We start from the raw sequence: 25153 nt of genomic DNA on the forward strand, positions 1-25153 counted from the left end.
ACGGATTACGTCCCGTTAATGAGCCGTGTCGCGAGATCCGGGCTGAAGGTGCCCGCGGGGGTGTTCGGAGCGGTGCCGCAGGGGCCGTCGGAGTCGCCCGGGACCTTGATCCAGAGGACCGCGTCGGTGTTGCCGCTTCCGAACTTGGATACGGCGCCCAGTTTGCGGCCGGCGGGGTTGCACCATTCGTTGTCCTTCGACCCGTTGCCGTTGCGGCTGGTGTCGATGACGAACTTCTTCGTGTAACCGAAGTTGCCCGAGAGAGCCGAATTGACGTCGTTGCCATACGTCGTCGATTCGGATGTCTTGTAGAAGTTCGACACGTTGATGGCGAACCCGCGGACGTTGCGCAGGCCCGCGGAATTGAGCCGCTCGGCCATGGTCGCGGGCGCAATCCACTTGGCGTTGCCGCCATCGACGTACGCGCGGGCCTTGGGCGCCTTGTCGCGGAATTGCTCGGTGGCGTACTTGATCAAGTCGAGGCGGGTCTTTCGCTCGCCGTCGTTCGGGAGGCAATCGATTTGAGCCAGCGCGTCGGGCTCGATGACCACGATGGCCTCGCGGTTGCCGATGGCGCCGGCGAATTTCGAGATCCACGTGCGAAAGCCGGCCGGGCTTCCCGCGCCACCGCTGGATGCGCCGCCGCAGTCGCGTCCCGGAATGTTGTACGCCACTAGGATCGGCCACTTCTTGGCGGTGGCCGCTGCGCCCACGTAGTTGGAAACGTCCTTGGCAATGTCGTTGTTCCAATTGCCGAACCAGCGCGCGCCGGCCTTGCTCGACAATTTCGACTTGATCGTCGCCGCGCGGGAATCGCCGCCATGGCTCTTGACCCAGTTGGCAGCATTCGAGTTGGGATCGACGTAGAAGCCATCGGCCGCGCTCAGTTCCAATTCGGCATTGGAACCGTCCTCGGCTTGGTCGTCCGCCGAGTCGCGGGTGATCTCATCGTTCTCGCTGCCGGCTACGTCAGCGTCCGTGCCGCTGCAACCGACGCCGAACATGGTGAACAATGTAGCGACCATGGATAGTCCGTGTATGCGCATTATCACTCCTTCTTGCGAGGATCTTTCGTATCCATGATTGTAAGTGCAGTTTTCGGGCCGGCGCACGATATCAAAATAGCGCGAACCGCGAGTTCACACTTGGCTAACGCAACGTTCGATTGCGAGGGGCCGAGCTGGAGACGTCGTTACAGTCAAGGAGCGGCAGCGAGACAACCCCGGCGAGGCCGGCGCCCTCGCCCGTTTCTCGTGCGAGGATCGCCGTGGGGCGTGGCGATCCTTACTTGTTGAACCACACGGCGCGCCGGTCCCGCCGGCTTCGTCCCGCTGCCGCGCTCCTCGCACGGCGCTGGCTCGAGAACTGGTTGCATTCAGTCGAAAGTTACCTCACGTGCCATTGATCAATCGCGTCGCGATATCCGGGCTGAATGTGCCTGCAGGCGTGTCGGGTGCGCTGCCGCAGGGCCCGTCGGAATCGCCGGGGACCTTGACCCACAAAAGCGCATCTGTGTTACCGCTCCCGAATTTCGAAGCCTCGCCCAGTTTGCGGCCGGCCGGGTTGCACCACTCGCCATTCAGGGAGCCATTGCCATTGCGGCTGGTGTCGATGACGAACTTGGTCGTGTACCCGAACTGGCTCGACAGGGCCGCGCTGACGTCGTTGCCGTACGTCGTCGATTCACCGGTGGTGTAGAAGTTCGATACGTTGATGGCAAACCCTCGAACGCTGCGCACGCCGGCGGAATCGAGACGCTTGGCCATGGTCGCGGGGGTAATCCATTTGGCATTGCCTCCGTCCACGTAGGCGCGGGCCTTGGGGGCCAATGTGCGGAATTGATCGGTTGCATACTTCATCAAGTCGAGACGGGTTTGCCGTTCGCCGTCGTTGGGAAGGCAATCGAGCTGAGCCAATGCATCGGGCTCCACGACCACGATGGCCTCGCGGTTGCCGACGGCGCGTGCGAACGAAGCAATCCACGTGCGAAACGCCTCCGCGCTGCCCGCGCCGCCGCTGGATGCGCCACCGCAATCGCGGCCCGGAATGTTGTACGCGACCAGGATAGGCCACTTTTTCGCCGCGGCCGCCGCACCCACGAAGCTGGAGACGTCCTTGGCAATGTCGTTGTTCCAATTGCCGAACCAGCGCGCGCCGGGCTTGTTTGCAATATTCGACTTGATCGCCGCCGCACGCGAATCGCCACCATGGTTCTTTGCCCAATTCGCGGAATTGGAATCCGGATCGACGTAAAACCCATTCGCCGTTACCGTCCCCGCATCGGTCGTGGTTCCACCATCCGCCGTCGTGCCAGGATCGCCCGTGCCGTCTCCCGGCGGATTTTTCGGCGAATCCCCCGTGATCCCATCATTCCCATGGTCGTCGGGCCGGCCGGTACCCGGCGAGTCCGTGCTGCTGCAAGCCACGGTCTGCATGGTGAACTGCACGATCACCAGCGGCCAAATATGTAGGCGCATGCGTACTCCTTCGTTATGCGACGATTGCCGAGTTGCTATTGCGATAGCAGCTTCTAGACAATGGCGCAAAAGCGGATACGCTTTTACAGATTCGCCAGTTGTTGACAATCGAGCAGCGGCAGCGGGAAAATCCGGCGAGCCCGGCACCCAAGTCCGGCCCCCAGCGCTGGATCGCCAGAAGGTCTGCGCCCTTCGCTTGCTGGTAACACGTCGCGCCGGCCCCGCCGGTCTCTTCTCGCTGCCGCGGTTCCAGCATCAGGTCGCCCTGACCTGGAACCTTCAATCGACCGTGCCCTTCGCTCGAAGGCCGTCAGAAATTCACGCGTGCGGGCTGGCCGGCGACCGCGTTTGCGTCGGGACCGGCGACCTGGATGGGGATCCAGAAGGCGCGAATGCGGGCAAAACTGCCCGATCGTTGATAGCCGGCGAGGCCGAAAAGCACGTTCCAGAAATACCCCGTCGGATCTTCTCCGTAGGAAAAGATCGGAAGGAGGTGGAATTGCCAATCGGTTCCGCCCACCACCCTCTTTTGCATGTACAGGGTATTGCCGGCAACCTGCAGAACGGAGTCGTCCGATGTGTCGGCAAAACGCCAATAGAGCGGGAACCCGACGGTGGTGCGGCCCTTGGGGCTGGCGAAATCCCAGAAGAAGGGGGCTACGACCGAGTGCGTGTTGCGGTCGTTGCGTCCGAAATACAGAATAGGGTGAAGATCGGCTTCCCACCCGTGCTGGTCGGTCGACACGGTGATGGTGGGGAATGCCCACCAGGTGCGCGATTGGCCGTAGGTTTCGAACTTGCCAAACAGCGGGGTGAGGAAGTCGTGCCCGCGCGGCGAATCCGATTGATAATAGAAGGGCGCCATGGCCCACGCGTGAAGGCCGATGTCCTTGTCGCGGTAATCGTAAAAGAGCGGAAGAATCGGCCCAGCCGCGGTGAAGCGCGTCGCATTGTTGCGCGTGGTGGCCACGCTGAAGAGCGGCGTGAGCATCGTGTCGCTGGTCATCGTCACGCGGCGCAAGTAACCGGGAATGACGAACAGCGATTCCGTCTCGCTCCGGCCATAGTGGAAGAGCGGCAGCAGCGTGGTGTGGTGCTCGCGGATGCCGCCCGTCTCCGGCTTGCCCTGAATGTGAAAGAAGAGCGGCGCGATGTCGAACACGCTGCGCTTCGGATCCGAGGCCATGATGAGCGGGCCGGCCACGGTGAAGGAGCTATTCTCGACTTCCCGATAGCGATGATAGAAGAGCAGCGGCGGAATCAACGTGTACGTCTTGCGCGTGCCGTCGATGGAGCCGTTGTTTCCGTGGAAGAAGAAGGGGACGAGGCCCATGTCCACGTCGAGCTTCGTGCGGTCGCGGAAGAAGGGGCCCACCAGCGTGAAGGCTCCGTCTTCGTTGTAGTGCGACGTGGTGAGGAGCAGCGGGGCGTGGAAGTAGCCCGCCTTGGGGCGCGACCCTTCGAAGAACAAGGGCGCGAGCCAGTTGTCGTGCTCCCCGGGTGCCTCGCGGTGGGCGATGGGGCCGAAGACGTAAACTCTATTTTGATTTTCGCGCACCCGCCAGGCCAACGGGAAAAGCACGTCGGCATCGATGCGCGGCGAACGGCGCTGGTAATACAGCAAGCCAATCAGCGATTCGCGATCGACTTTGCTTTCCCCGGTCGTGGGCTTCGACGGATCCGGAAGGCCGCGCGTGTGCTCGAGATAGAGCGGCGGCAAAAGGCGAAATCGGTAATCGCCTTTGCGCTCTTCGTAATACGGAAAATACTTGCGATGCATTTCCCCGGTCGCCGCCGGGGGCTCCGGATCCGCATCGGTTCCAATGCGCCCGCGGGTCTCGGGGCTGATCGCCAAGGGATCGGCCGGGGCCTGCACCTGCGGTTCGTTGCGCGCGGGGGCCACCTGCTGGCGTGGTTGATCGTCGTCGCCCGCACCGGGCGCCTGCTTGTCATCGTCCTTCGACGTGTCGCTCGAGGAGGGAGGCGGCCTGCTGCCACCCACGGGCACGGACGGATTGCCACCGCGCTGCGCCTGGGCGGACAGCGAAAGCAAGGACGTGAAAAGCGTAAATAAGGTAAAAGTACGGAAATTCCTCACCGGCTCCTCGACTTCAATCGATCGGCCACGATGCGAACGACGTCGCTCAAGGCGATGGAGTCTTGCGTGTGGCCCAGCAGGTCCTTCACCTGCGCGGTGCCCGCCGCGATTTCATTCTCGCCGAGGATGAGCGCCACACTGCAGCCCAGGGCGTTGGCCCGGCGCAATTGGCTTTTCAGCGAGCCCCCACGCGTGTCGACCTCGGTGGCGATCCCGTGCTTTCGCAAATCGCGCCCCAGGATCATGGCCTGTTCGATGGCCCCCGCGCCCAGCGGAGAGACATAGGCATCGATGCGCGACGGCTCGATGGTCGCCTCGCTGGCGATGACCAGCCGCTCGACGCCGGCCGCGAAGCCGATGGCCGGGACGCTCGGGCCACCGAGCTCTTCAATCATATTGTCGTAACGCCCGCCGCCCGCGAGGGTGTCGCCGGCGCCCAGCTTGTCGGTGGCGCCTTTGATCTCGAACAAGGTGCGCGTGTAATAGTCGAGCCCGCGAACGAGGCGCGGGTCGACCGTGAAGGGGACACCGAGCGCGGTGAGTGCGCGCTGCAACCCGTCGAAGTGGGCCTTGTCGTCGTCGGAGAGGAACTCGGCCAGGCTCGGGGCCTCGGCCACGATGGCCTTGTCGCCTTCGTTCTTCGAATCGAGGATGCGCAGCGGGTTGGTCCCCATGCGGCGTTGCGACTCGGCACTGAGCTCCGCGCGCCGCGGCTCGAGAAAGGCCAGCAGGCCCTCGCGGTAACGGACGCGGGCCTCGGGGCCGCCAATGGAGTTCACGAGCACGCGGACGTCGGGGATCTGCAACTTGGCCATGAAGCCAACGACGAGGTCGATCAATTCCGCGTCGCAGCCCGGGCCGGGATCGCCATAAATTTCGCAATCGAGCTGGGAAAACTGCCGGTAGCGCCCGCGCTGCGGCCGCTCGGCCCGAAACATGGGGCCGTACGAGAACCACTTGGTGACGGGCTCACGCGTGTGGATCCGGTGCTCGACGTAGGCGCGCGCCAGGCCCGCGGTGCTCTCGGGCCGCAGGGTGAGACCCTCGTCGTGGTGCGTGAAAGAGTACATCTCCTTCTCCACGACGTCGGTCGCCTCGCCGATGGTGCGAACGAACAGGCCGGTGGGCTCCACGCAGGGCGTGCGCACCTCCGAGAATCCGTAGCAGCGCGCGGTTTCCGCGAAGAGGCGCTCGAGATGCTGCCACCGGCAAATTTCGTCCGGCAGGACATCATTCATGCCTTTAACAGCGCGAAGTTGCGTGGTCCGGGAGGGCGGGGAGGTCATCCAGCGCGGGGACCTTACACTGTCCTTGTCCAGGCTGTGCGTTGAAAGTAGACGTTCTGTCGTGGAACGTTCTGGACGCGGGGGCAAAGGCGGCAAAGTGCGCAAACGGGTCTGTGCCCTCGATCTAGGCGCTGCGCGCGTGGGCGTGGCCATCGACGACGAGCTCGGCCTCTATGCGCATGGGCGCGGGGTGCTCGATGGTCGCGATACCAAAGCGCTTTTGCGCCATCTGGCCGACATGGTCGAAGAGGACGGTGTGGGCCGTTTCCTCGTGGGCCTGCCGCTCGATATGAAGGGCGGGGAAGGGGACGCCGCCCGCAAGGCACGCCTGCTCGCGCAACGCATCGCCGATGCAACGGGCGTCGAGGTCGAGTTGATCGACGAGCGCCTCAGCACCGTGCAAGCGCGGCGTGCGCTCGCCGCCAGCGAGGTGCACGGGAAAAAGGCCCGCGCGCGCATCGACGAGGTTTCCGCGGCGACCCTGCTGCAAGCGTGGCTCGACGCGAGGCGCGAATGACGGAAAAGAAAAAGCCGTCGCCGAAGCCGCCGCGAAAGCGAACGTCGCGCCGGCCGCCGGCGCCTTCCGGGGCGAGAAAAAAGGCGCCGACGACGCGCACCATCACGGTGACCAAGTGGCTCGCGGTGGCCATGCTCATCGCGGCGGCGGGCCTCTTTGGCGCCCTGGTCGTGCTCTATCCGGCGCGCCCTGGTCCGGGCCCCGGCCGCGAGGTCGATCTCGCGCTCATGGGCGACGAAACCCCCGAGGCCCTCGCCGGCAAGCTCGCGGGGGCCGGCGTCGTGGCCGACGCGCGGCTCTTTGCCTGGTACATTCGCGCGAGCGGGGCCAGCGGGAAAGTCGCCAAGGGGTCGCACTTCCTCACCGACGATCTGTCGCCCCACGAGCTCCTCACGCGCGTGGAGAAGCGCGGGGCTGCCGCCAAAGTCAAGGTGGCCGTCCCGGAGGGCTTTACCTCGTTCGACATCGGCAAGCGGCTTCACGCGCAGCGCGTTTGTTCCAAAACGGCGTTTCTCGAGGCCACGCGCGACCGGCGCCTTCTCGCCGAGCTCCGCATCGACGGCGACTCCGCGGAAGGCTTTCTCTTTCCCCTGACCTACGAGCTCCCGCAAGACAGCCTGGCCGAGGACGTCGTGCGGCGCATGAAGCTCGAGTTCGAGCGCCGCTACGCCACTTTGGAGGAGCGACACGCGTCCAGCATCCTCGATTTGGATCAAACGCTGCATTGGAGCACGCGCCAAATCGTGACCTTGGCGTCGATGATCGAAAAAGAAGCGGTCGTCGACGACGAGCGTCCCATCATTGCCAGCGTCTTTCTCAACCGACTGCGCGACCCGAAATTCACGCCGAAGCTCCTGCAGTGCGATCCCACGGCCGGCTACGGTTGCCTGCTCGACCCCGCGCGCTCTCCGGCGTGTGCGGCCTACACCGGGAAGATCACGCATGACGTCGTGGCCGACCCAACGAATCCGTACAACACGTACAAACACGAGGGCCTACCGCCCGGCCCCATCTCCAATCCCGGAACGAAGTCGCTCGAGGCGGTCATGAATGCGAGCAGCACCCATTACTTCTACTTCGTGGCCAAGGGCGGAGGCCGGCATCACTTCTCCGAAACCTACGCGAGCCATTCCGCCGCCACGAACAAGGAATCCCTAACCCCTAAACCCTAGCCCCTAAACCCTAGACCTGATACATCCGTGCCGTGATTCTCGCGGCCGATGTTGGGGGAACGAATGCAAGGCTGGCGATCTACACCGCGGACGGGGAGCAGCTCGTCCGTCGGGAGAGGTTCGCCAGTACGGAATATAAAAGCTTCGAGGATGTCGCGCGCGCATTTCTAAAGCCCGACGAGAAGCCGCTGGCCGCCTGCATTGGCGTGGCCGGTCCGGTCGTCGACGGGCGCGTGGTCGCGACGAACCTCCCTTGGGTGCTCGACGAGCGGATCATCGCGCAGTCGTTGGGCATTCCGCGCGTGGCGCTGATCAACGATCTGGTCGCCCTTTCGATGGGCGCATCGCACGCTCGCCCGGAAGACCTGGTGCTGCTTCACGGCAGCGCCTTGCCCCGCACCAAGGGGGCCAACCTGGCCATCCTCGCGGCCGGCACGGGCCTCGGCGAGGCCGTGCTCGTGTGGGACGGTGAGAAACACGCCGTATGCGCCACCGAGGGCGGTCACGTCGACTTCGCCCCGCGCAACGAGATCGAGATCGAGCTCTTGCGCTACCTGATTTCCCGGGTGAAGGGACGGGTCAGCTACGAGCGCATCCTTTCCGGGCCGGGCATCGGCAACCTGTACGACTTTTTCCGCGACGCCAAAAACATCCCCGAGGACGATGCGATTGCCCAGGCCATCGCGTCGGCGGAGGATCGCAACTCGGCCATTACGAAGTTTGGCACCACCGGCGAGAGCACGGCGGCCGCCCGCGCCATGAAGCTGTTCATCAGCCTGTATGGCGCCGAAGCCGGCAATCTGGTCCTGAAGTCGCTGGCCCTCGGCGGCATCTTCGTCATGGGCAAGATTGCGGTGACCCTCACGCCGCAGCTCGTGTCGAAGGGATTCGTCGAGTCCTTCCTCGACAAGGGGCGCATGCGATCCCTTCTCGAGAAGGTGCCCATCGCCTTGGTCACCGACTCCACCATCGGCCTTTCGGGCAGTGCCCGTTACGCCGCTCTCCTTTACGGCAAGCCCCCGACAACAGCCCTGTAGGAAGGGAAGAACGATGCCCCGCGAATACGATCCGAAGGCCGCGCTCCTTTCGATCAACACCATCAAAACGTTGGCGATGGACGCCGTGCAGAAGGCGAACAGCGGCCACCCCGGGACCCCGATGGGGCTCGCGGAGATCGCGTTCGAGATCTGGACCGGCTACCTCCGCTACGATCCGAAGGACCCGCACTGGATTGGACGCGACCGTTTCGTTCTGTCGAACGGTCATGCGTCGATGCTTCTGTACTCGATGCTGCACCTCGCAGGGTTCGACCTGCCGCTCAAGGAGCTCGAGAACTTCCGCCAGTGGGACTCGAAGACGCCGGGCCATCCGGAAAGCCACATGACCGTGGGCGTCGAGACGACGACCGGTCCGCTGGGGCAGGGCGTGGGCAATGCCGTGGGCTTTGCGCTCGCGGCCAAGCTGCACCAGGCTCGCTTTGGCGAGCCGTTCAAGGACGTGCATGTCTACGCCATCTGTGGCGACGGCGACCTGATGGAGGGCGTGAGCGGCGAGGCTTCGAGCATCGCTGGTCACCTCGGGCTGGACAATTTGATCGTCTTCTACGACGACAACAAGATCACCATCGAGGGTGAGACGTCGCTCGCGTACTCGGAAGACGCTGGCAAGCGCTACGAGGCGTACGGGTGGTTCGTGCAGCACATCGACGGTCACGATCGCGCGCAGATTCGCGCGGCCATCGATCGGGCGCGCGCTGAGAAGGGAAAGCCCTCGTTCATCGTGGCGCGCACGCACATCGCGAATGGCGCGCCCAACGCGCACGACACCGCGGAGGCGCATGGCGCACCGCTGGGTGAAGAAGAGATTGCGGCCACCAAGAAAGCCCTCGGCTGGGACTACCCGAAGTTCACCGTGCCGGACGAAGTGCGTGCGCTCTTCGCGCAGCGCGCGGCCGACAACACCGCCGAGCACCAAGCGTGGAACACGCGTTACGACGCCTGGCGCAAGGCGAACGAGGCGCAGGCCAAGCAGCTCGATAGCTTCCTCGCCAAAGAGGTGCCCGCGGATCTGTACGAGCAGCTCCAGAAGGCGCTGCCCGAGAAGGAGGACGCGACCCGCAACATCTCCAACGCGATCCAGCAGACGGTGGCCAAGTTGGTGCCCTCGCTGATCGGTGGCTCGGCGGACCTGGCGCCGTCGACGAAGACGCTCATCAAGGGCAGCGCCGGCGTGGCCAAGGGGCAGTTCGAAGGGCGCAACATGCACTTCGGCATCCGCGAGCACGGCATGGGCGCGGTGTGCAACGGCATGGCGCTCTTCGGGGGCATCATCCCGTACGGCGCGACGTTCCTCATCTTCAGCGATTACATGCGCCCGAGCGTGCGCTTGTCGGCGCTGATGGAGCAGCAGGCGCTCTGGATCTACACCCATGACTCGGTGATGCTCGGCGAGGACGGGCCGACCCATCAGCCCATCGAGCAGAACTTCGCGCTGCGCCTCATTCCGAACCTGTTCTTGGTGCGTCCCGCCGACGCGCTCGAGACGGCGGCGGCGTGGGCGCTCGCCTTGCAGCGTCGCAAGGGGCCGACGGCGTTCGCGCTCAGCCGGCAGAAGCTGCCGAAGATCGCGCGCGACGCGAACTTCGACCCGAAGAACGTGCTGCGCGGCTTGTACACGGCGCAAGAGGCGACCGGCGGCAAGCCGGACGTCATTCTCGTGGCCAGCGGCAGCGAATTGCACCTTGCCACGGGCGCACGCGAGCGCCTCGAGAAGGCGGGGCGCAAGGTGCGCGTGGTGAGCGCATTCTGTCTCGAGGCGTTCCACGCGCAGGATGCGGCCTACCGCGAGGCGCTGCTTCCGCACGGCGTGAAGAAGGTCTCCATCGAGGCGGGCCGCAGCGAGCCGTGGCGCGCGATCCTCGGCGACGACAGCCTCAACTTGGGCATCGACCGCTTCGGCGCGAGCGCCCCGGACAAGGTGCTCGCGGAGAAGTTCGGTCTGACCGTCGACGCCGTGACCAAGTCCGTCGAAGGCTGGCTGAAGTAGCCTGAGATAGCCGATTAACCGAGGCCGCCAGCGGCCTTGTCGATGAGCCACGTCACCGAGCGCACCTCACGAAGGTAACGCGCGGGGGTGACGTGGACGTCGCCGCTGGTGGCCCAAACGCGTTCCAGCGCCTCTTGCTTGCCCTTGCCGACGGCGAGCACCAGCGCCGCGCGCATTTGCTCGATGACGGGCGCCGTGAGGGACAGCCGCGCCTCGCGGTTGCCGGCGGCGGGCACCTCGACCACGAGGCGATCCGTCACGTCGACGGTGGGCTCGCCCGGAAAGAGCGACGCCGTGTGCCCGTCGTCGCCGATGCCGAAGATGCCCACGTCGAACTCGGCCATGCCGGTCTCGCTCCAGCGAAGGCGCGAACGGATCTCCAGATCGTATTCGCGCGCGGCCGCGGCCAGATCGAGCGCCTCGCCCTGCATGCGGTGAATGCGCTCGGCCGGGATGGGGGCGCGGTCGAAGAGGGCCTCCTTCGCCATGCGGTAATTGCTGCGCGGGCTATCGGGCGGCACGGCGCGCTCGTCGACGAAGAAGAACTCCACCTTCGTCCAATCGATGCGCGAGTTCTCGGCCAGGGCCGCGTACGCGGGGCCCGGCGTGCTTCCGCCCGAGAGGGCCACCGTGGCGTAACCATGCGTGTCGATCGCGTTGCGAATGCAATTGCCGAGTCGATTCGCCGCCTCGCGGGCGACGGCCTCCCCATCCGGTAGCGCGACCAGGCTTCCCGGTACGACTTTGGTCGTCATGTGCAACTCAGTCCTTCCTCTTCGATTTTCTCCGAAAACTGCGCCGACTCGTCCAACGTCAAATCGACCGCGGCACGCTGCAGCGTGCGTTCGAGCACGCGCGCACCGCGGTTCGTGCTGAGGCGCACCGTCTGCTCCGTGGCGCTGGGCAGATCCACGTCGAGCTTCCAGGTGAGGACGTCCGCATCGGGCGTGGCCCCTTCGAGACCGCTCCGCAGGGTGCGCGCGATGGACCCTGCGGCCACGAAGCCGTCGGCCTCCGCCTCGAAGGCCAACCCCGCGAGGGCCGCCGGCGCCACGCCCTCGGGCCGAGGCACCGCGTTCAGCTTGAGGGTCACTTGCTCGCCGTCTTCGCGGACGAAGCGCGAACGACCGCCCACGCGCTGAACCTTCCACCCGAGGCGCGTGGCCAACCACCCCAGGATGAGCGCGCCCTCCGACCCAAGCCGCGCACCCGCCTCGGACGCCTGCGAAATGGTCACGCTGGTGATGCGCTTCGCGTGCCCGCACAACTTTGGCTCGTCGAAGAAGCGCGCGAACATCTCCTGCCACGGCCCGACGCGCGTCCACGCCATGTCGGCGACCGAGGGCCGCCCCGGTTTTTCCCGCGCCCAGCGCGCCAGCGCCAGGAGGCTCGTGAGCGACGTGTACTCCGTGTCGAGCACCACGCGATCGGCTTCGCGGGTCATCGAGAGGAACACGGGATCCTCCACGTGCACGCGCCCGAGCCACACCAGCACCGTGGGAAGCTCGGGGAGGAGCAGCGCTTCCACCGCGCTTCCCGCGCGCGAGGCCAGCGCGCCCGCCGCCGTGAGCCGGAGCCGCTCGGAGCACGTGATCTGCGCCCCCTCGTTCACCGTGCACACCGCGGTCACGTCGCCCTCGAGCCCGCTCTCTGCCTCGGGATCGATGGTCACGATGATGGCGCGCGCCGGAATGCCGCGCGTCACCTCGTCCACGATGTGCGTGTACTTGTCGGCCAGCTTGTGCGAGCCCGCCACGACGATGAGGTTCATCGCGCACACGCGCGACTTCACCGGTTCACCGGGTTGCGGCACCCAGAGGTCGCGCAGCTCGCGCTCGAGGCGTGAGAGCACCTCGCTCGGGCGCGGATGCTGAGCCTGCACCTGCTCTTGCGTCATGGCTTCCTCCATCGCCGCCCGTCACGCGCGAGGAGATCGTCAGCCTGCTCCGGGCCCCACGAGCCGGCCGGATACTGCGGCGGCGGTGCCGCGCCCGCGTTCCATGCCTCGAAGACGGGGTCGATGAACGCCCACTGGTGCTCCACTTCGTCCGAACGCGTGAACAGCGTCGCATCGCCGCGGATGGCATCGAGCAGGAGCCGCTCGTACGCCTCCGGCGTGTTCGAGCCGAATGCCGTGCCGTAGCGGAAGTCCATCGACACGTCCCGCAGGATCGTGGCCTGCCCCGGCTCCTTGCTGATGAAGCGAACCGCAATGCCCTCGTCCGGCTGGATGCGGAGCGAAAGGACGTTGGGCGTGATGCCTCCGTCGGTCGGCCGGAAAAGGCTGTGCGGCACCTTCTTGAACTGCAGCGCAATCTCGGTCACCCGGCGCAGCATGCGTTTGCCGGCGCGCACGTAGAAGGGGACACCGCCCCAGCGCCAATTGTCCACGAAGACGCGCGCGGCCACATAGGTCTCGACGGCGCTGTCCGTGGCGACGTCCGGCTCCTCGCGGTAGGCCGGCACTTCTTCGGCGCGCACGTGCCCGCGCCCGTACTGCCCGCGCACCACGTTCTCGGTCACCAGCGAATGCTCGATGGGCCGGAGCGACCGAAGCACCTTCACCTTTTCGTCGCGCACCGCATCGGCCTCGAGCGAAATGGGCGGCTCCATCGCCGTGAGGCACAGCAGCTGCATCAGGTGGTTTTCCACGATGTCGCGGGTCACACCCGTCTTCTCGTAGAACTTGCCGCGCCCTTCGACGCCAATCTCCTCGGCCACGGTGATCTGCACGTGGTCGACGTGCTCGCGCGTCCACACCGGCTCGAAGAGGCTGTTGGCGAAGCGGAAGACGAGCAGGTTCTGCACCGTCTCCTTGCCGAGGTAGTGGTCGATGCGGAACACCTGCTCTTCCTCGAAGACCTTCGAGATCGTCGCATTGAGCGCGCGGGCACTCGCCAGGTCGTGCCCGAACGGCTTCTCGATGACCACGCGCGTCCACGGTGCGCTGCGATCGCCGTTCGGCGGCGGCGCCACCAAGCCCGCCTCCTTCAACCCGCGCGCGATGGTGCCGAAGTCCGCCGGGGGCACGGCCAGGTAGAACAACCGATTTTTCCGCGTGCCGCGCTCTTGGTCGAGCTGCTCCAAGTGCGCGCGCAATTTCTCGTACGTGCCCTTATCCTCGAAGGTGCCGGCCACGTAGCTGACACCTTTCTCGAAGTCGCTCCACACCGCGCTGTCGACGGGCTTGCGGCGCGAGAACTTGCTCACGCCCTCTTTCATCTCCTCGCGGAACTGCTCGTTCGTCTTCGGGCGCCGGGCCACGCCCACCACGGCGAACGAACCCGTGAGGTAGCGGCCCAGGGCAAGGTTGTAGAGCGCAGGCACGAGCTTGCGCCGCGTCAGGTCCCCCGAGGCGCCGAAGATGACCACGGCGCACGCATCGGCGTGGCGATCGAACATGGTGGTGTCGCGAAGCGGGTTCGTCATGTTGGGAGCTCTCGCTTTGATGGGACGGGGTTGACCGCGTGGACCTGCCGCATGAAGGAACGTAGGTTATTACGCCTTCTTGACTGCGTGGCCGCCGAACTCGTTACGAAGTGCCGCGAGCACACGCAGTGCAAAAGATTCGTCCTGGCGCGACGCGAAGCGCGCGAACAGCGAGGCTGCAATCGTCGGCACGGGCACCGCACGCGCCACGGCTTCGTTCACCGTCCAGCGCCCTTCGCCCGAGTCTTCGACGTACGCCTTGAGGCCCGTAAGATCCGGATCCTTCTTGAAGGCGCTTGCGGCTAGCTCCAGAAGCCACGATCGCACCACGCTGCCTTGGTTCCACACGTTGGACAGGTCCGCGAGGTTGTAGCCGAACTCGCTCGCGCGCAGGAGCTCGAAGCCCTCGGCGTAGGCCTGCATCATCGCGTACTCGATCCCGTTGTGAACCATCTTGGCGAAGTGACCCGCGCCGGCCTTTCCGAAGTAGGCGACGCCATCTTTGGGAGCCAACGTGATGAGCGCCGGCTCGACGTGTTGGTAAGCGGTAGGGTCTCCGCCGACCATCAGACAATAGCCGTTCTCCAATCCCCACACGCCGCCGGACGTACCCGAGTCGAGAAAGCGCAGCTTCTTGTCCGCGAGCGCGTTCGCGCGGCGGACCGAATCGTGGAAGTTCGAGTTGCCTCCATCGATGACGATGTCGTTCGGCGAGAGGAGCTTCGCCACGTCCTCGATGGTCTTCTCCGTGGGCGCGCCCGAGGGCACCATCACCCAGACCGCGCGGGGCGCATTCAACTTCGCGACGAGATCTTCGAGAGACTTTGCACCGGTGGCGCCCTCACTGGCCAAGCGGTCGACCGCAGCGGTGTCGCGATCGTAGGCAACGACCTGATGACCGCCGCGCAAGAGCCGCCTGACCATGTTTCCGCCCATCTTGCCCAGGCCAATGATTGCAATCTGCATCGTCGTCCTCCGTGCTCTTTCGAGCATCTCGTCCGCTGCACTCATTCCGCATGCCTGCTGCTGAAATCCAACACGAGCCAGGCGCGAGCGCATCCGTGAAGCCGCACGAGTGTACAGGATTGCGCATCGGATGCGCGCGACGTCTGCACAGCAAAAGCGCTGCGTTGCGCTGGCCCGCGTGATGCTTAGGTTCCTCTGCGTTCGAGGTCGATGCACACCAGGGTGCGGGGACTAGGAGCTAGCGATGAAGGAAATAGGACAAGGCGCAAAGTTGATCGGGTTCGTCCAGGTCCACGTTGGCGCTCGTATTTTTGCTCTGCCCGTCCAAGCGGTGAAGTTCGACCGCGACCGTTCGTCCATTCCGCCGGGCGGCTTCTTCAGTGACGAGGCGGGGCAATACGGCATCCTCGTCGACGGAGACGCCTCACCATCGGATGTTCAGTCCCAGATCGCAGCGGCTTCTGCGGAGGCCGTCCGATACATCTCGGCTCGCTTTCTGAATTAGCGGCTGCCTGCGACGTGTCCGCGCTCGTCAGCCTCGTCAGCGTTGGGCGTCGCCGTTCGAGTCGAGCGCACGCGCGAGCAACTCCAAGGCATCGGTCACCCGCTGGCGATCGGCCCGGGGCAATTGGTCGAGGACGGCAGTAAAGGACGTGCTCGATCCCGCCGCTACGGACTCCGCCACACGCTTGCCGCGTGGTGTAAGTCGCACATCCGTTTGACGTGCGTCATCCGTGCCCTTTTTGCGCGAAATGAGGCCGCTTCGCTCGAGACCGGACAGGTTGCGGCTGGCTGTCGAAGGATCGATACCGAGCTGCTCGGCCAACGACGACGTGGAGACGGCGCCGCGCTCGAAAATGAGCTGCAATGTCTCGGCCTGCTGGGGGGTGACATCCACCGCCCGCGCGCGCTCCCTGCTGATACGGCCGAGAGCGCGGGCAACGATATGAACGGCGTGCACGAACCTCTCCTGGTCGGCCATGGGGGGGACCTGCATCCTACAAGTTTGGTGGCGACGTCAAGCGGCGCGAGGGCAACCATCATGCGCTCTTCGGAAATCCTTCGGGAAAATTCGTAGGCCCCCTCGGCGGATTTGTGCGCGAATGGACGCTCCCGACCGGCCTCCGAAGTGAACGCGCGTGCACGGCGCACGCGGCTGCAGGTGACGTGCGCGAGGCCGTCCGAGTGAATCGGACCGCGGCTTGGCTCGTCACGCTGTCAGGTGGGTGGGCAGGGTCGTTGGGGCCGACTAAGGTGAAGGTCCCTCAACGCAGGAGCGACGCGAGACGATGAAGAACAAGACGTGGTTTGGGCTGTTGCTGGCGGGCGTGTTGGGCATGGCGGCGTGGGGTGCATGGCCGTCATCCGTTATGGCGGAGGAAGCCCACCCCACGTGCGGGAGCAAAGACAACCCGTGCCCGTTGCAGAAATGGATGAAAGGCACCTTGGGGGCCGCGCTCGCCGGGAACGATCTGCCCGCGCTCGCAAAGGCGCTGGACAAGTCCGCAACGTTTTCGCCCGACCCGTCGTGGGAGTGGGGCACCATCGCCAAGGCCGGGGCCGACGCCGCGCGGAAGGGTGATGTCGCGGGCGCCAAGGCCTCGTGCAAGGCATGCCACGACAAGTACAAGGACTCGTACAAGTCGAAGTTCCGCACCAAAGCCGTGAACTAGTTTGCGCAGTGAACGGCGGTGCCCCATCGCCGAAAAATGACCGGCCGAAGCCGGCCGCTGGGCTTTTTTCGGCTTGCCGCGCGACCTATGGTTCTCTAGCTTAGCGACAAATCCCATGGCTTCGTGCGTCGAGGTCCTCTCCAAATGAATGTCGTGAAGCCTAACTTGAGCCGTCCTCAGACGACGCGGATGTTCGAGAGTGACTTTCTCGAATGGTTCTCGCGGATCCACCCCGCCACGCCGTTCATCGCGTGGATCCCGGTGTCTTCGTACATCGTCTACCGGAGCGTCTCCCGTCACGATCTGCCCGTTCTGGGCGTCGCCGGGCTGTTTTTCCTCGGCGTCTTCGCGTGGACGTTCGCCGAGTACGTCCTGCACCGTTACGTCTTTCACTGGACGAAGGACACGCCCATCGGGCGCCGCATCCACTTCCTCATGCACGGCGTCCACCACGACTTTCCGAACGACAAGGATCGTCTGGTGATGCCTCTGGGCTTCAGCATCCCGCTCGGGGTGCTCTTCTACGCGTTCTACTACTTCACGATGGGCCTGCGCGTTGGCGAGCCGTTCTTTGCCGGCTTCGTGATCGGCTACCTCGCGTACGACGGTACGCACTACGCCGTGCACCACTTCAAGCAGACCACGCGCATCGGCAAGTGGTTGCGCCGCCATCACATGCTGCACCACCACGCCGACCACTCCGGCGGCTTTGGCGTTTCGTCCCCCCTTTGGGACCTCGTGTTCAACACGATGCCGAAGGCGAAGCGGCAGCAGTCGCAAGGCTAGAAGAGAAGAACCCCCCCGGGTCCTGCCCAACTACGCCTGTCGACTACGTGTGCGGGCTACCTCTGGGCGACCGGTTGCATGGTTTGCACGGGGACTTTGGCCACGGACACCGACTTGGTGTGGTGTTCCAGGCTCGTCGCCAGCCGTGCACCGACCGAAAAAGCGACTGCGGAAGCGATGATCCCAAAAGACCCGATGGCAAGCGCTCTACCGAGCGACCTGCGCAACCTCGATTCGGACATTCGAATGCCTCCTTGGTATCGACTGCGCCCGGCGACCCTTTCACGTGGGCCGGGGGGACGCGCCGTTGGGGATCCGCGGCAATGCTGCGCGTCAAAAAAAGCAAACGAAGCAGCATCACCTTACCGGGGTGGGCAGCGAATACAACATCGTCCGCGCAAATTTGTCGCAGCCCTTGGGGACTGGGCCTACCTTGGCGGCGTTTCCAGCAGGCTTCGCTGTTTTTTGCCGGCAAGACTGGAAGCTTTTTTCGTATGGAGCGTTGGGGAGGACACGAGCGCGCGCTCGTGGGGGGTACCAACGTCGACTTGGCCTATTTTCCCCGTCTCCGTTTTTGTCTCTTTTTGCGCGTCGATTTGATGTTCCGGACCGGCGCGAGAACTTAAGATAAAGTCCCACCATGTCGCAGGGCGACAAACCCGCATCGATTCCTCCTGAGTCTGGGACTCTCCTCGCGCAGCGGTACGAGGTAATTCGCGAACTCGGTCGCGGCGGGATGGGGGTCGTTTACCTCTGTCGCGATCTCGTGAGCGGAGAACGCGTCGCGCTCAAACGGCTTCGCACGCCGGATGAAGCCAAGGGGCAAACACGCCCCGAGGAGACCTGGTGGTTCCACCAGGAAGCGCGTGCCGTTGCCGCCCTCGAGCATCCCACGCTCGTGCGCGCGCGCGACTTCGGCACCTTGGCCGACGGCTCGCCGTACCTCGTGATGGAGGCACTGCCCGGCCGCAGCGTGCACGAATGGATGCACACGACCACGCTGCCGTGGCCGGTCATCTGGGCGCTGGTCGATCAGGTTCTCGCGGGGCTCGCGCATGCGCATGCACGCGGCGTCATCCATGGCGATTTGAAGCCGTCGAACGTGATGCTCGATCTGGCGACGTCGGGCCGCGGACCGCGTGCGTACATCTTGGACTTGGGGCTCGCGTGGCTGCGCCAGCAGCGCCACGATCCTCGCCTCGATGGCGCCCCGCAGCCCGAGTTGGCCACGCACGCGGGGGCAGGTACCGTGGGCTGGGTGGCCCCGGAGCAAATTCGCAAGGCCGCCACGTTGGTGGGGCCGCCGACGGATCTCTATGCGCTCGGGTGCATCCTGTACCGCATCCTCGTCGGCAAGGAAGTCTTCGAGGGCACCGCGCAAGAAGTGCTGCGCGCGCACAAGCGCACGCCGGTGCCGCCGCTGACGCTCGCCACGGGCGTGCCGTCGGGCGTGAGCCCGTACGTGCAGAAGCTTCTCGCGAAGCGTCCGTGGCATCGCTACGAATACGCGGCCGATGCGCGACGTGCGTGGGCTCGCTTCAAGCCGAACGAATCGGCCACGCTGGAAGAAGTGGTGGCCGCGGGGCCCGCTCCGCCGGTGGCTCCCTCGTCGCGTCCCGCGTTGGGGCGTGCGGTAGCGGCCGCGCGCTCGCTGGCGCCCGGCCTTCTCGGGCTGCGTCCGTCGCCGCTGGTGGCGCGTGAGGACGAGCGGCGGCTGCTCTGGGATCTCGTCGAGCAGATGGCCGCGCCGCAGGGCCCGGCACGGGCGCTGATCGCGCTTCTCGGTGAGGCCGGCGTGGGCAAGAGCCGCCTGGCCTCGTGGCTCTGCGAAACGGTGCACGAGCACGGCATGATGGTGCCGCTGCGCGCGCGGTATGGCCGCATCCCCACGCCGCTCGACGGCGTCACGGGCGCGGTGAACGCGCACTTCGGCCTGGAAGGGGCCGATCGCGCGCTGGTGGAGCAAACGCTCATCAACCGGTGGGAGGTCGCCGCCGACAACGACGAAGAGCTCACCTGGGTGGCCGCCACCGCGGAGTGGCTCCGACCGACGCCGCCCGGCACTGTCACGCCGCTCGGCCCGTCGGGCAAGCGCTTCGTGCTGGACACCCCCGAGCTCCGCTGGGTGGTCATCCGCAAGGTGTTCGAGCGCATCGGGCGCGATCGGCCGATCCTCCTCTGGTCGGACGACTTGCACCAGGCGTCGCCCAACACGTTCGAGGTGCTGCGTCGCATGCACCAGTCCATCGGGCGCCCCGGCGGTCGCGAAGTGAAGCTGATGGCCATCGCCACCGCGCGCAGCGAAACGCTGGCGAGCGATCTCGATGCCGCACTTCGCATGGAGTCCGCGCGCGCCGAGTGGAACGGGCGGGTCATCGAATTGAAGCCGCTGGCCAGCGACGAGACCGACGCGTTGCTTCGGTCCACCTTGCCGCTGGACGATTCGGCGGTGGAGCGTGCGCGCCAACAGAGCCGCGGCAACCCGCTGTTCGCGTTGCAGCTGCTCCACGCGTGGGCGGGCGGCGGTTACCTCAAATTGGAGAAGGGCAAGTACCGCGTGCCCGACAGCGCGCTGCTCGGCCGCGCCATCACCACCGCGGAACTGTGGGACGAGCGCCTGCGCGCCGTGCCGACGGAGCTGCGCCTCTCTGCGTACGCGGCCGCGGCCTTGGGCGAAGACATCCGCGGCGAGGTGCTCAAGACCTTGGTCGCATCGCTGGGCATGGACCCGCGTGATGCGCTCGTGGGCCTCACGCGCGCGCAGATCCTGCTCGCGTCGGGCAACGACCAATTCCGCTGGCCGCACGCTTTGTTGCTCGAGCACCTTTTGGTGCGCCTGCACGAGCGCAAAGACGCGCCGGCCATCTTCCGCTTGGCGGCGAACGCCCTGGCGAAGCATCCTGCCGTGGGATCGCGCCGCATCATGAAGCACCGCGTGGCGAACTTGCTCAAGGCCGGCGACGACGACGTCGCGGCCAACTTGATGTTCAAGTTCATCCAGGGCTCGTGGCGCCGCGGTCGCGACACGGCGGCGACCTTGCGTGATCTCGAGCTGCTCGCCGGCCACGTGAGCGGATCGACGGCCGCCGAGTACGCGTACTGGCGCGCCGAGGCACTGCGGCACACGGGCAAGTTGGACGAAGCGCGCGACCAGGCCGAAGCGGCCCGCAAAGCCTTTGCCGAGGCGGGCGATCTCGGTCGCGAAGCGCACACGTTGCGGTTGCTCGGTCACATTGCATCGGACTTGGGTCACCCCGCGCACGGGCGGCTGCAGGTCGTGCAAGCGCTCTCGCACTTCGAGAAGGAAGGGGATGAAGCGGGCTACGCGCAGGCGCAGGTCGTTCTCGGCGAGATCGACTACCTCCTCGGCGAGCACGCCCGCGCGCGCGACGTGCTCAATCAAGCGAGTGTGCGCTGCAGTGCCGTGGGCGACGCCCTCGGGCGCGCGCAGTGCCTCATTCTGATGGCCATGATCTCCACGGCCGTGGGCGGCTACGATCTGTCCCGCGAGCTCCTCATCGAGGCGCGCGCGGAGTTCGACGCCATGGGCTATCGCCTCGGCCTGGCCCAATGCGACGTGGTGCTCGGCCACGCCGACCACCGCGCCTTCGACTTCGAGCGGGCGCGCACGCGGGCTCTGTCCGCGCGCTCGTCGTTCCGCGAGTTGCAAAACCCGCGCGGTGAGGCGGCGTGCGAGCGCCTGCTCGCGATGATCGCGATCGACACCGAGGACTACAACGCCGCCGCGTCCCACGCGAAGGTCGCGGGTCGCTTGTACGACACGCTCAAGGATCCCTGGGGCGAGGTGGAGGCCAAGCTGCTGCTCGCGCAGGTCGCGCTGGCGCGCGGCGATGCGGGCGAGAAGGGCGCGCCTGCGCTGCTGGCCGCCTGCGACGCCATCGTGCTCGACGAGGCCGAGCCTCGACAACACCGTCACCTCACGCGCGCCTGGCTCTTCCAAAAGGAGGCGCGCTGGGAAGAGGCCGCGCAAGAGCTGGAACTGGCCCGCACCGCCTATGGCGAGCGCACCCGTACGGGGGACCACGCGCCGCAGCTTCTCGCGCGCTTTGCCCGCCTTAAATGGGAGGAGCCGGCGCGCACCACGGTGGACACCTGGATGGATTCCATGACCCGGGAAAGCCGCTTGGGCTCCGAATCCGCGACGTGGTCGACCTGGGCCCGGTAGCAGTGCTATAGGGCAGCGCCATGTCTACCCCCCAAGATTCGCCCCGTCGTAGGAAGCAGAAGGCCCGTCGTACGAAGCAGCTCGCCGAGTGGCGCGCCAAGAAGGCCGCGCAGGCTCCCGAAGCAGCCGCCAAGTAATGACCGTTGGAAGTGGAAAGCTCGAGGGCTAGCTCGTCTCGCCCCTCGAGCTCCACTGCTCCACTTTTTCCAGCAGCGTATCGAGTGCGAGCGGCTTGTAGATGAACGCTTTGACGTTCAGGGCCGCGCACTGCTCTTTGGCTTGGCCCGAGGCCGTGACGATGACCACGGGAATCTCTGCAATGCGCGGATCTTGCCGCTGACGGTTGCAGAATTCCACTCCGTCCATCACGGGCATCATCAGGTCGAGTAAAATCAGGTTCGGCGCCTGGTGTTCGCGCAAATACTCGAGGGCTTCTCGCCCGTTCGAAGCGCACGCCACCGCGTAGCCTTCGTCCTCGAGGATCATGCTGATGGTCTCGCGGATATCGACGTCGTCGTCCACGACCAGAACCGACGCGGTTCGAACGCCCATGCGCGCCTTACTTTACAGTGAAGCGATTCGGGGAAGAGTCGTCTATTTGCATGCGGTACGGCTGGGGACGAGCACCTGTTCTGCTCAGCGTGCTGTAATGTGGGCCGCTCACGCCCTGTTTAGAGGAGAACCATGAAAAACGCCAAACGTCGCCCCTGGCTCACGCCCGTTCTCGTTGTGCTCTGTCTTGTCGCGCTCGTCGCAAATGCGTTCGCGCTCGAGCGTCTTCCGAACGGCTACTACCACACGGGCGATGGCGTTCGGCAGAAGAAGATCCTGTTCGCCAGCGTCGATGTGTATGCCATCGGCCACGAGATGAAGGAGCTGCCGCCGGCGAAGTCGAAGCAGGCCGTCATCGATGCGGACATCAGCAAGCGGTTCATCTGGAAGATGAAGCGCGATGTCGACAGCGAGAAGATTCAGAACGCGCTCTCCGAGGCGTACGCCATGAACGGCTACACCGACAAGGCGAAGATCGGGAAGTTCCTTGCCGTCTTCAACAAGGAGCTGAAGGAAAATCAGATCGTCACCATCACGTACGATGCCGATAAAAAAACCACCACGCTGCAAGTCCAAGGTGGGGGCGCGAGCGCCACGGCCGACGGCGTCGATTTCATGAAGGCGACGTGGCGTATCTGGTTCGGCAAGATCGACCAGCCGTCGCTCGGCGATGCGCTGATTAGCCGTCTTCCCTGAGCACGCCCTTCGGAACGGTAGGGGTTAGGGTTTACGCCCAACCCCTACGAAGTACGAGACGTCGGTGTTAAGCGCGTAGAGACAAAGGCACGTCGCTAGAGTTAGCATCATGGAGTTCGCACCCCGCGTGCTCCGGAGGTCTCTCTTGGACAAGCCCACGACGAAAAATGATCTCAACGCCGCCGTTCCGAAATTCTGTCTTGCGGTGGAAGAACATCGACGAACGCCCGAGGGGCGAGTCCGTACGAGCCAGGAGTTCCTGAATCACTTTTTCGCGTACGACGACGCGAAGGCCAAGGATCAGCTCTTTCGCTACATTCCCAACGACGTGCGCGGGCCGATCCTCGCGCACTGGGGAATCCGCGGTCTCAAAGCCGCCGTGCGCGATACCGACGACAAGGTCGAAGCGGTGGTGCACGACGCACTGGTTGCAGGCGACGTCGATCACGCGGCCTTCGAGTTGGGCCTTCCGCCCGACGTGGTGGTGCGCTGGGTGCCGCTGTCGTCGTGGTGGACGTTCTGGCGCGGCGGCAAGCTGTCGAAGAAGGCCATCCACAAAGCCCTGGAGGAGGCGTACGACCTCGGGCTGTTCGATGCACGATGGTTCCTCGACACCGTCGAGGGCCGCGGCGGCAAGCTTCGCGGAACCGACGTCATTGCCGAGGGGCTGACCAAGGCGGATTTGACCGAGTGGATCAAGAAGATCCATCAATCCGGTGATGGCTCGCCGCGCGGCATCTTGGCCGCCGTGGGCTGGGACAAGTTGGTCTCGCAGACGCCGAACGACGTGCTCATTGGCGCGCTCGATGCGCTCGCGCTCAAGGTCGGTCTGGTGCAGATCGCCGAGTCGGAAATCGAGAAAAGCCTCTCGGGCCTCTCGCTCGAGCCATTGAGTGGCAGCAACGGGGGAGACGCCGAGGCGTCCAAGCCCGCGAGCTCCGCGCCCGCCCGCGTGCGCGGGCAAACCGACGCCCCCGAGGTTTCCGTGGGCGAGACCGAGGTGGCCGCGCTCAACGACGACGGCATGGTCGTGATCATCGACGACGATCCGGCCTCGGACGAAGAGCCATCGGCGCCGGGCATCGCGGCCGCCGGAACGTTGGCCTCGGGCGGCTCGCTCTCGAGCCCTCCGTTGCCCACGATCGGCAATCCCTTCGGCAAAGAAGTGCGCAAGCTCGGTGAGGATGAGGAAGATCAAACCGCCGTCTTTACGATGGTGGAGAAATCGTCTCCCACCAGCAGCCGCGGGGGCGGGGGCTTCCGGCGATAGCGAGGCGCGTCCGGCGATAGAGATCCGCAAATTGGGCCGCCCACGGACGAGGGGATAATGTGGGTCCGTGGAGGTCCAAAGCATGGACGGTCTCTTGGTGCCGGTGCGAGAGCGTAAGACTCCGAGGCATGCGGTGCGGCTCGAGTGCCAAGTGGTGCGCGAGCGCGATTTCAAGCTGCTGAGCGAGCAGGCGGTGGACCTGTCTGCCGAGGGCATGCTGGTGCTGACCGACGAAGCCGTGCTGACGGGCGAAGAGGTGCTCGTCAGCTTTCGCGTCCCGACGTTGCGCGCGTGGTTCGACGCCGAGGCCACCGTCGCGCGCGTGGTCCATGGCCGCCGGCCGAACGATCGCGGGCGGGGCCTGGGCCTCCAATTCTCGCGCCTGGGCCGTGTGAGCGCGAGCTATGTCAAGGCGGGCCTGTACCGCTACCCACCGACCTTGCCGGGTCGCGAGCCGCGCGTCGATTATGCGGAATCGGTCGCGCGCATCATGATGGGGACGGCCTAATGCGCCCCGTGATGCCGCAGGTGCTGCTCCAGCAACGTTCCGTCATGCGGCACGCTGTGGAAGTGTCGTGTCAGATCGTGCGCGAGCAGGACATGAAGTTGATCGGCCGCCGGTCGCTCGACCTATCGACCGAAGGTTTGCTCATGCCGTCGGAAGCCGATGTGAACATCGGCGATGAGCTCATGGTGTCCTTTCGCGCGACCGACTTCGGACTTCTCTTTGCGACGTCGGGCCGCGTGGCGCGCATTCTCGAAGGCCGCCGCGCGAACGATCGAGGGCGTTGCATCGGGGTGTCGTTTCGACTCGGTGCGATTGCGCGCCACATTCTGCGTGGGGGACTGCGTCGCGTACCGCCGCCGTTGCCGCGGCGCGCGCGTGAAAAGCGCGTCGACTATGCGAAGACCGTTTACGAGATTGCGTACGGCATCGACCGATTCTATTTCGATTCGTGAAAGCGAGTTTCCTTGACGGTGATGGGCGCGCGGGGTGAAA

Annotated in this window: 20 protein-coding genes and 2 pseudogenes; 12 read left to right on the plus strand and 10 right to left on the minus strand. The window is 65.3% G+C overall.

The window, feature by feature from the left end:
- Window positions 1-5: 5 nt before the first annotated feature.
- From LVJ94_19000 to hisS, 4 genes and pseudogenes are all read right to left on the minus strand, one after another.
- Window positions 6-872, minus strand: a pseudogene (locus LVJ94_19000) (glycoside hydrolase family 6 protein).
- A gap of 519 nt (window positions 873-1391) precedes the next feature.
- Window positions 1392-2270 (minus strand): annotated as a pseudogene (locus LVJ94_19005) (glycoside hydrolase family 6 protein).
- Window positions 2271-2787: 517 nt separating this feature from the next.
- A complete protein-coding gene (locus LVJ94_19010) occupies window positions 2788-4530 on the minus strand; it encodes a hypothetical protein (GenBank protein WXB09310.1) in 1743 nt (580 codons plus the stop codon).
- Between the two features lie 41 nt (window positions 4531-4571).
- Window positions 4572-5813, minus strand: a complete 1242-nt coding sequence (gene hisS / locus LVJ94_19015) for a histidine--tRNA ligase (protein ID WXB09311.1) — start codon at window positions 5811-5813, stop codon at window positions 4572-4574.
- 109 nt (window positions 5814-5922) lie between these two features.
- Here hisS and ruvX point away from each other — a divergent pair, with 109 nt between their 5' ends.
- From ruvX to tkt, 4 genes are read left to right on the plus strand one after another with little or no spacing between them, the layout of a single operon-like run.
- On the plus strand, window positions 5923-6378 hold the full coding sequence (gene ruvX, locus LVJ94_19020; GenBank protein WXB09312.1) for a Holliday junction resolvase RuvX: 456 nt from the start codon (window positions 5923-5925) through the stop codon (window positions 6376-6378).
- Window positions 6375-7550, plus strand: a complete 1176-nt coding sequence (mltG, locus tag LVJ94_19025; protein ID WXB09313.1) for an endolytic transglycosylase MltG — start codon at window positions 6375-6377, stop codon at window positions 7548-7550. The genes ruvX and mltG overlap by 4 nt, the downstream gene beginning before the upstream one ends.
- Before the next feature lie 32 nt (window positions 7551-7582).
- On the plus strand, window positions 7583-8587 hold the full coding sequence (gene glk, locus LVJ94_19030) for a glucokinase (protein ID WXB09314.1): 1005 nt from the start codon (window positions 7583-7585) through the stop codon (window positions 8585-8587).
- A gap of 13 nt (window positions 8588-8600) precedes the next feature.
- Entirely contained in the window at window positions 8601-10595 is a 1995-nt protein-coding gene (tkt, locus tag LVJ94_19035; GenBank protein ID WXB09315.1) for a transketolase, read from the plus strand.
- Window positions 10596-10609: 14 nt separating this feature from the next.
- On the opposite strand, the gene pgl is transcribed toward tkt, so the two are convergent.
- From pgl to gnd, 4 genes are all read right to left on the minus strand, one after another.
- The gene (pgl, locus tag LVJ94_19040) at window positions 10610-11350 is read right to left on the minus strand and encodes a 6-phosphogluconolactonase (GenBank protein WXB09316.1); all 741 of its coding nucleotides are present in this window, start codon (window positions 11348-11350) and stop codon (window positions 10610-10612) included.
- The gene (locus LVJ94_19045; protein WXB09317.1) at window positions 11347-12492 is read right to left on the minus strand and encodes a glucose-6-phosphate dehydrogenase assembly protein OpcA; all 1146 of its coding nucleotides are present in this window, start codon (window positions 12490-12492) and stop codon (window positions 11347-11349) included. The genes pgl and LVJ94_19045 overlap by 4 nt, the downstream gene beginning before the upstream one ends.
- The gene (gene zwf / locus LVJ94_19050) at window positions 12489-14024 is read right to left on the minus strand and encodes a glucose-6-phosphate dehydrogenase (protein WXB09318.1); all 1536 of its coding nucleotides are present in this window, start codon (window positions 14022-14024) and stop codon (window positions 12489-12491) included. The genes LVJ94_19045 and zwf overlap by 4 nt, the downstream gene beginning before the upstream one ends.
- Before the next feature lie 69 nt (window positions 14025-14093).
- A complete protein-coding gene (gnd, locus tag LVJ94_19055) occupies window positions 14094-14990 on the minus strand; it encodes a decarboxylating 6-phosphogluconate dehydrogenase (protein ID WXB09319.1) in 897 nt (298 codons plus the stop codon).
- Between the two features lie 244 nt (window positions 14991-15234).
- On the opposite strand from gnd, the gene LVJ94_19060 reads away from it, so the two are divergent.
- The gene (locus tag LVJ94_19060) at window positions 15235-15495 is read left to right on the plus strand and encodes a hypothetical protein (protein WXB09320.1); all 261 of its coding nucleotides are present in this window, start codon (window positions 15235-15237) and stop codon (window positions 15493-15495) included.
- Window positions 15496-15531: 36 nt separating this feature from the next.
- Here the strand turns inward: LVJ94_19060 and LVJ94_19065 are convergent, their stop codons facing one another.
- Window positions 15532-15972, minus strand: a complete 441-nt coding sequence (locus LVJ94_19065; GenBank protein ID WXB09321.1) for a MarR family transcriptional regulator — start codon at window positions 15970-15972, stop codon at window positions 15532-15534.
- 307 nt (window positions 15973-16279) lie between these two features.
- Here LVJ94_19065 and LVJ94_19070 point away from each other — a divergent pair, with 307 nt between their 5' ends.
- From LVJ94_19070 to LVJ94_19080, 3 genes are all read left to right on the plus strand, one after another.
- Complete coding sequence (locus LVJ94_19070) at window positions 16280-16663, plus strand: hypothetical protein (GenBank protein WXB09322.1); 384 nt, start codon at window positions 16280-16282, stop codon at window positions 16661-16663.
- Window positions 16664-16828: 165 nt separating this feature from the next.
- On the plus strand, window positions 16829-17449 hold the full coding sequence (locus LVJ94_19075; protein WXB09323.1) for a sterol desaturase family protein: 621 nt from the start codon (window positions 16829-16831) through the stop codon (window positions 17447-17449).
- A 640-nt stretch (window positions 17450-18089) separates the two neighbouring features.
- Complete coding sequence (locus LVJ94_19080; GenBank protein WXB09324.1) at window positions 18090-21635, plus strand: protein kinase; 3546 nt, start codon at window positions 18090-18092, stop codon at window positions 21633-21635.
- A gap of 165 nt (window positions 21636-21800) precedes the next feature.
- Here LVJ94_19080 and LVJ94_19085 read toward each other — a convergent pair whose 3' ends face one another.
- On the minus strand, window positions 21801-22187 hold the full coding sequence (locus LVJ94_19085) for a response regulator (protein ID WXB09325.1): 387 nt from the start codon (window positions 22185-22187) through the stop codon (window positions 21801-21803).
- A gap of 132 nt (window positions 22188-22319) precedes the next feature.
- Here LVJ94_19085 and LVJ94_19090 point away from each other — a divergent pair, with 132 nt between their 5' ends.
- From LVJ94_19090 to LVJ94_19105, 4 genes are all read left to right on the plus strand, one after another.
- Window positions 22320-22883, plus strand: a complete 564-nt coding sequence (locus tag LVJ94_19090) for a chalcone isomerase family protein (GenBank protein ID WXB09326.1) — start codon at window positions 22320-22322, stop codon at window positions 22881-22883.
- 109 nt (window positions 22884-22992) lie between these two features.
- Window positions 22993-24153, plus strand: coding sequence for a hypothetical protein (locus tag LVJ94_19095; GenBank protein ID WXB09327.1), 1161 nt, complete (start codon window positions 22993-22995; stop codon window positions 24151-24153).
- Between the two features lie 82 nt (window positions 24154-24235).
- Window positions 24236-24661, plus strand: coding sequence for a PilZ domain-containing protein (locus LVJ94_19100; protein ID WXB09328.1), 426 nt, complete (start codon window positions 24236-24238; stop codon window positions 24659-24661).
- A complete protein-coding gene (locus LVJ94_19105) occupies window positions 24661-25113 on the plus strand; it encodes a PilZ domain-containing protein (GenBank protein ID WXB09329.1) in 453 nt (150 codons plus the stop codon). Before LVJ94_19100 ends, LVJ94_19105 begins: the two co-directional genes overlap by 1 nt.
- Window positions 25114-25153: the final 40 nt, after the last annotated feature.

Source organism: Sorangiineae bacterium MSr11367 (genome assembly GCA_037157805.1).
GTDB classification, from domain to species: Bacteria; Myxococcota_A; Polyangia; order Polyangiales; family Polyangiaceae; genus Pendulispora; species Pendulispora rubella.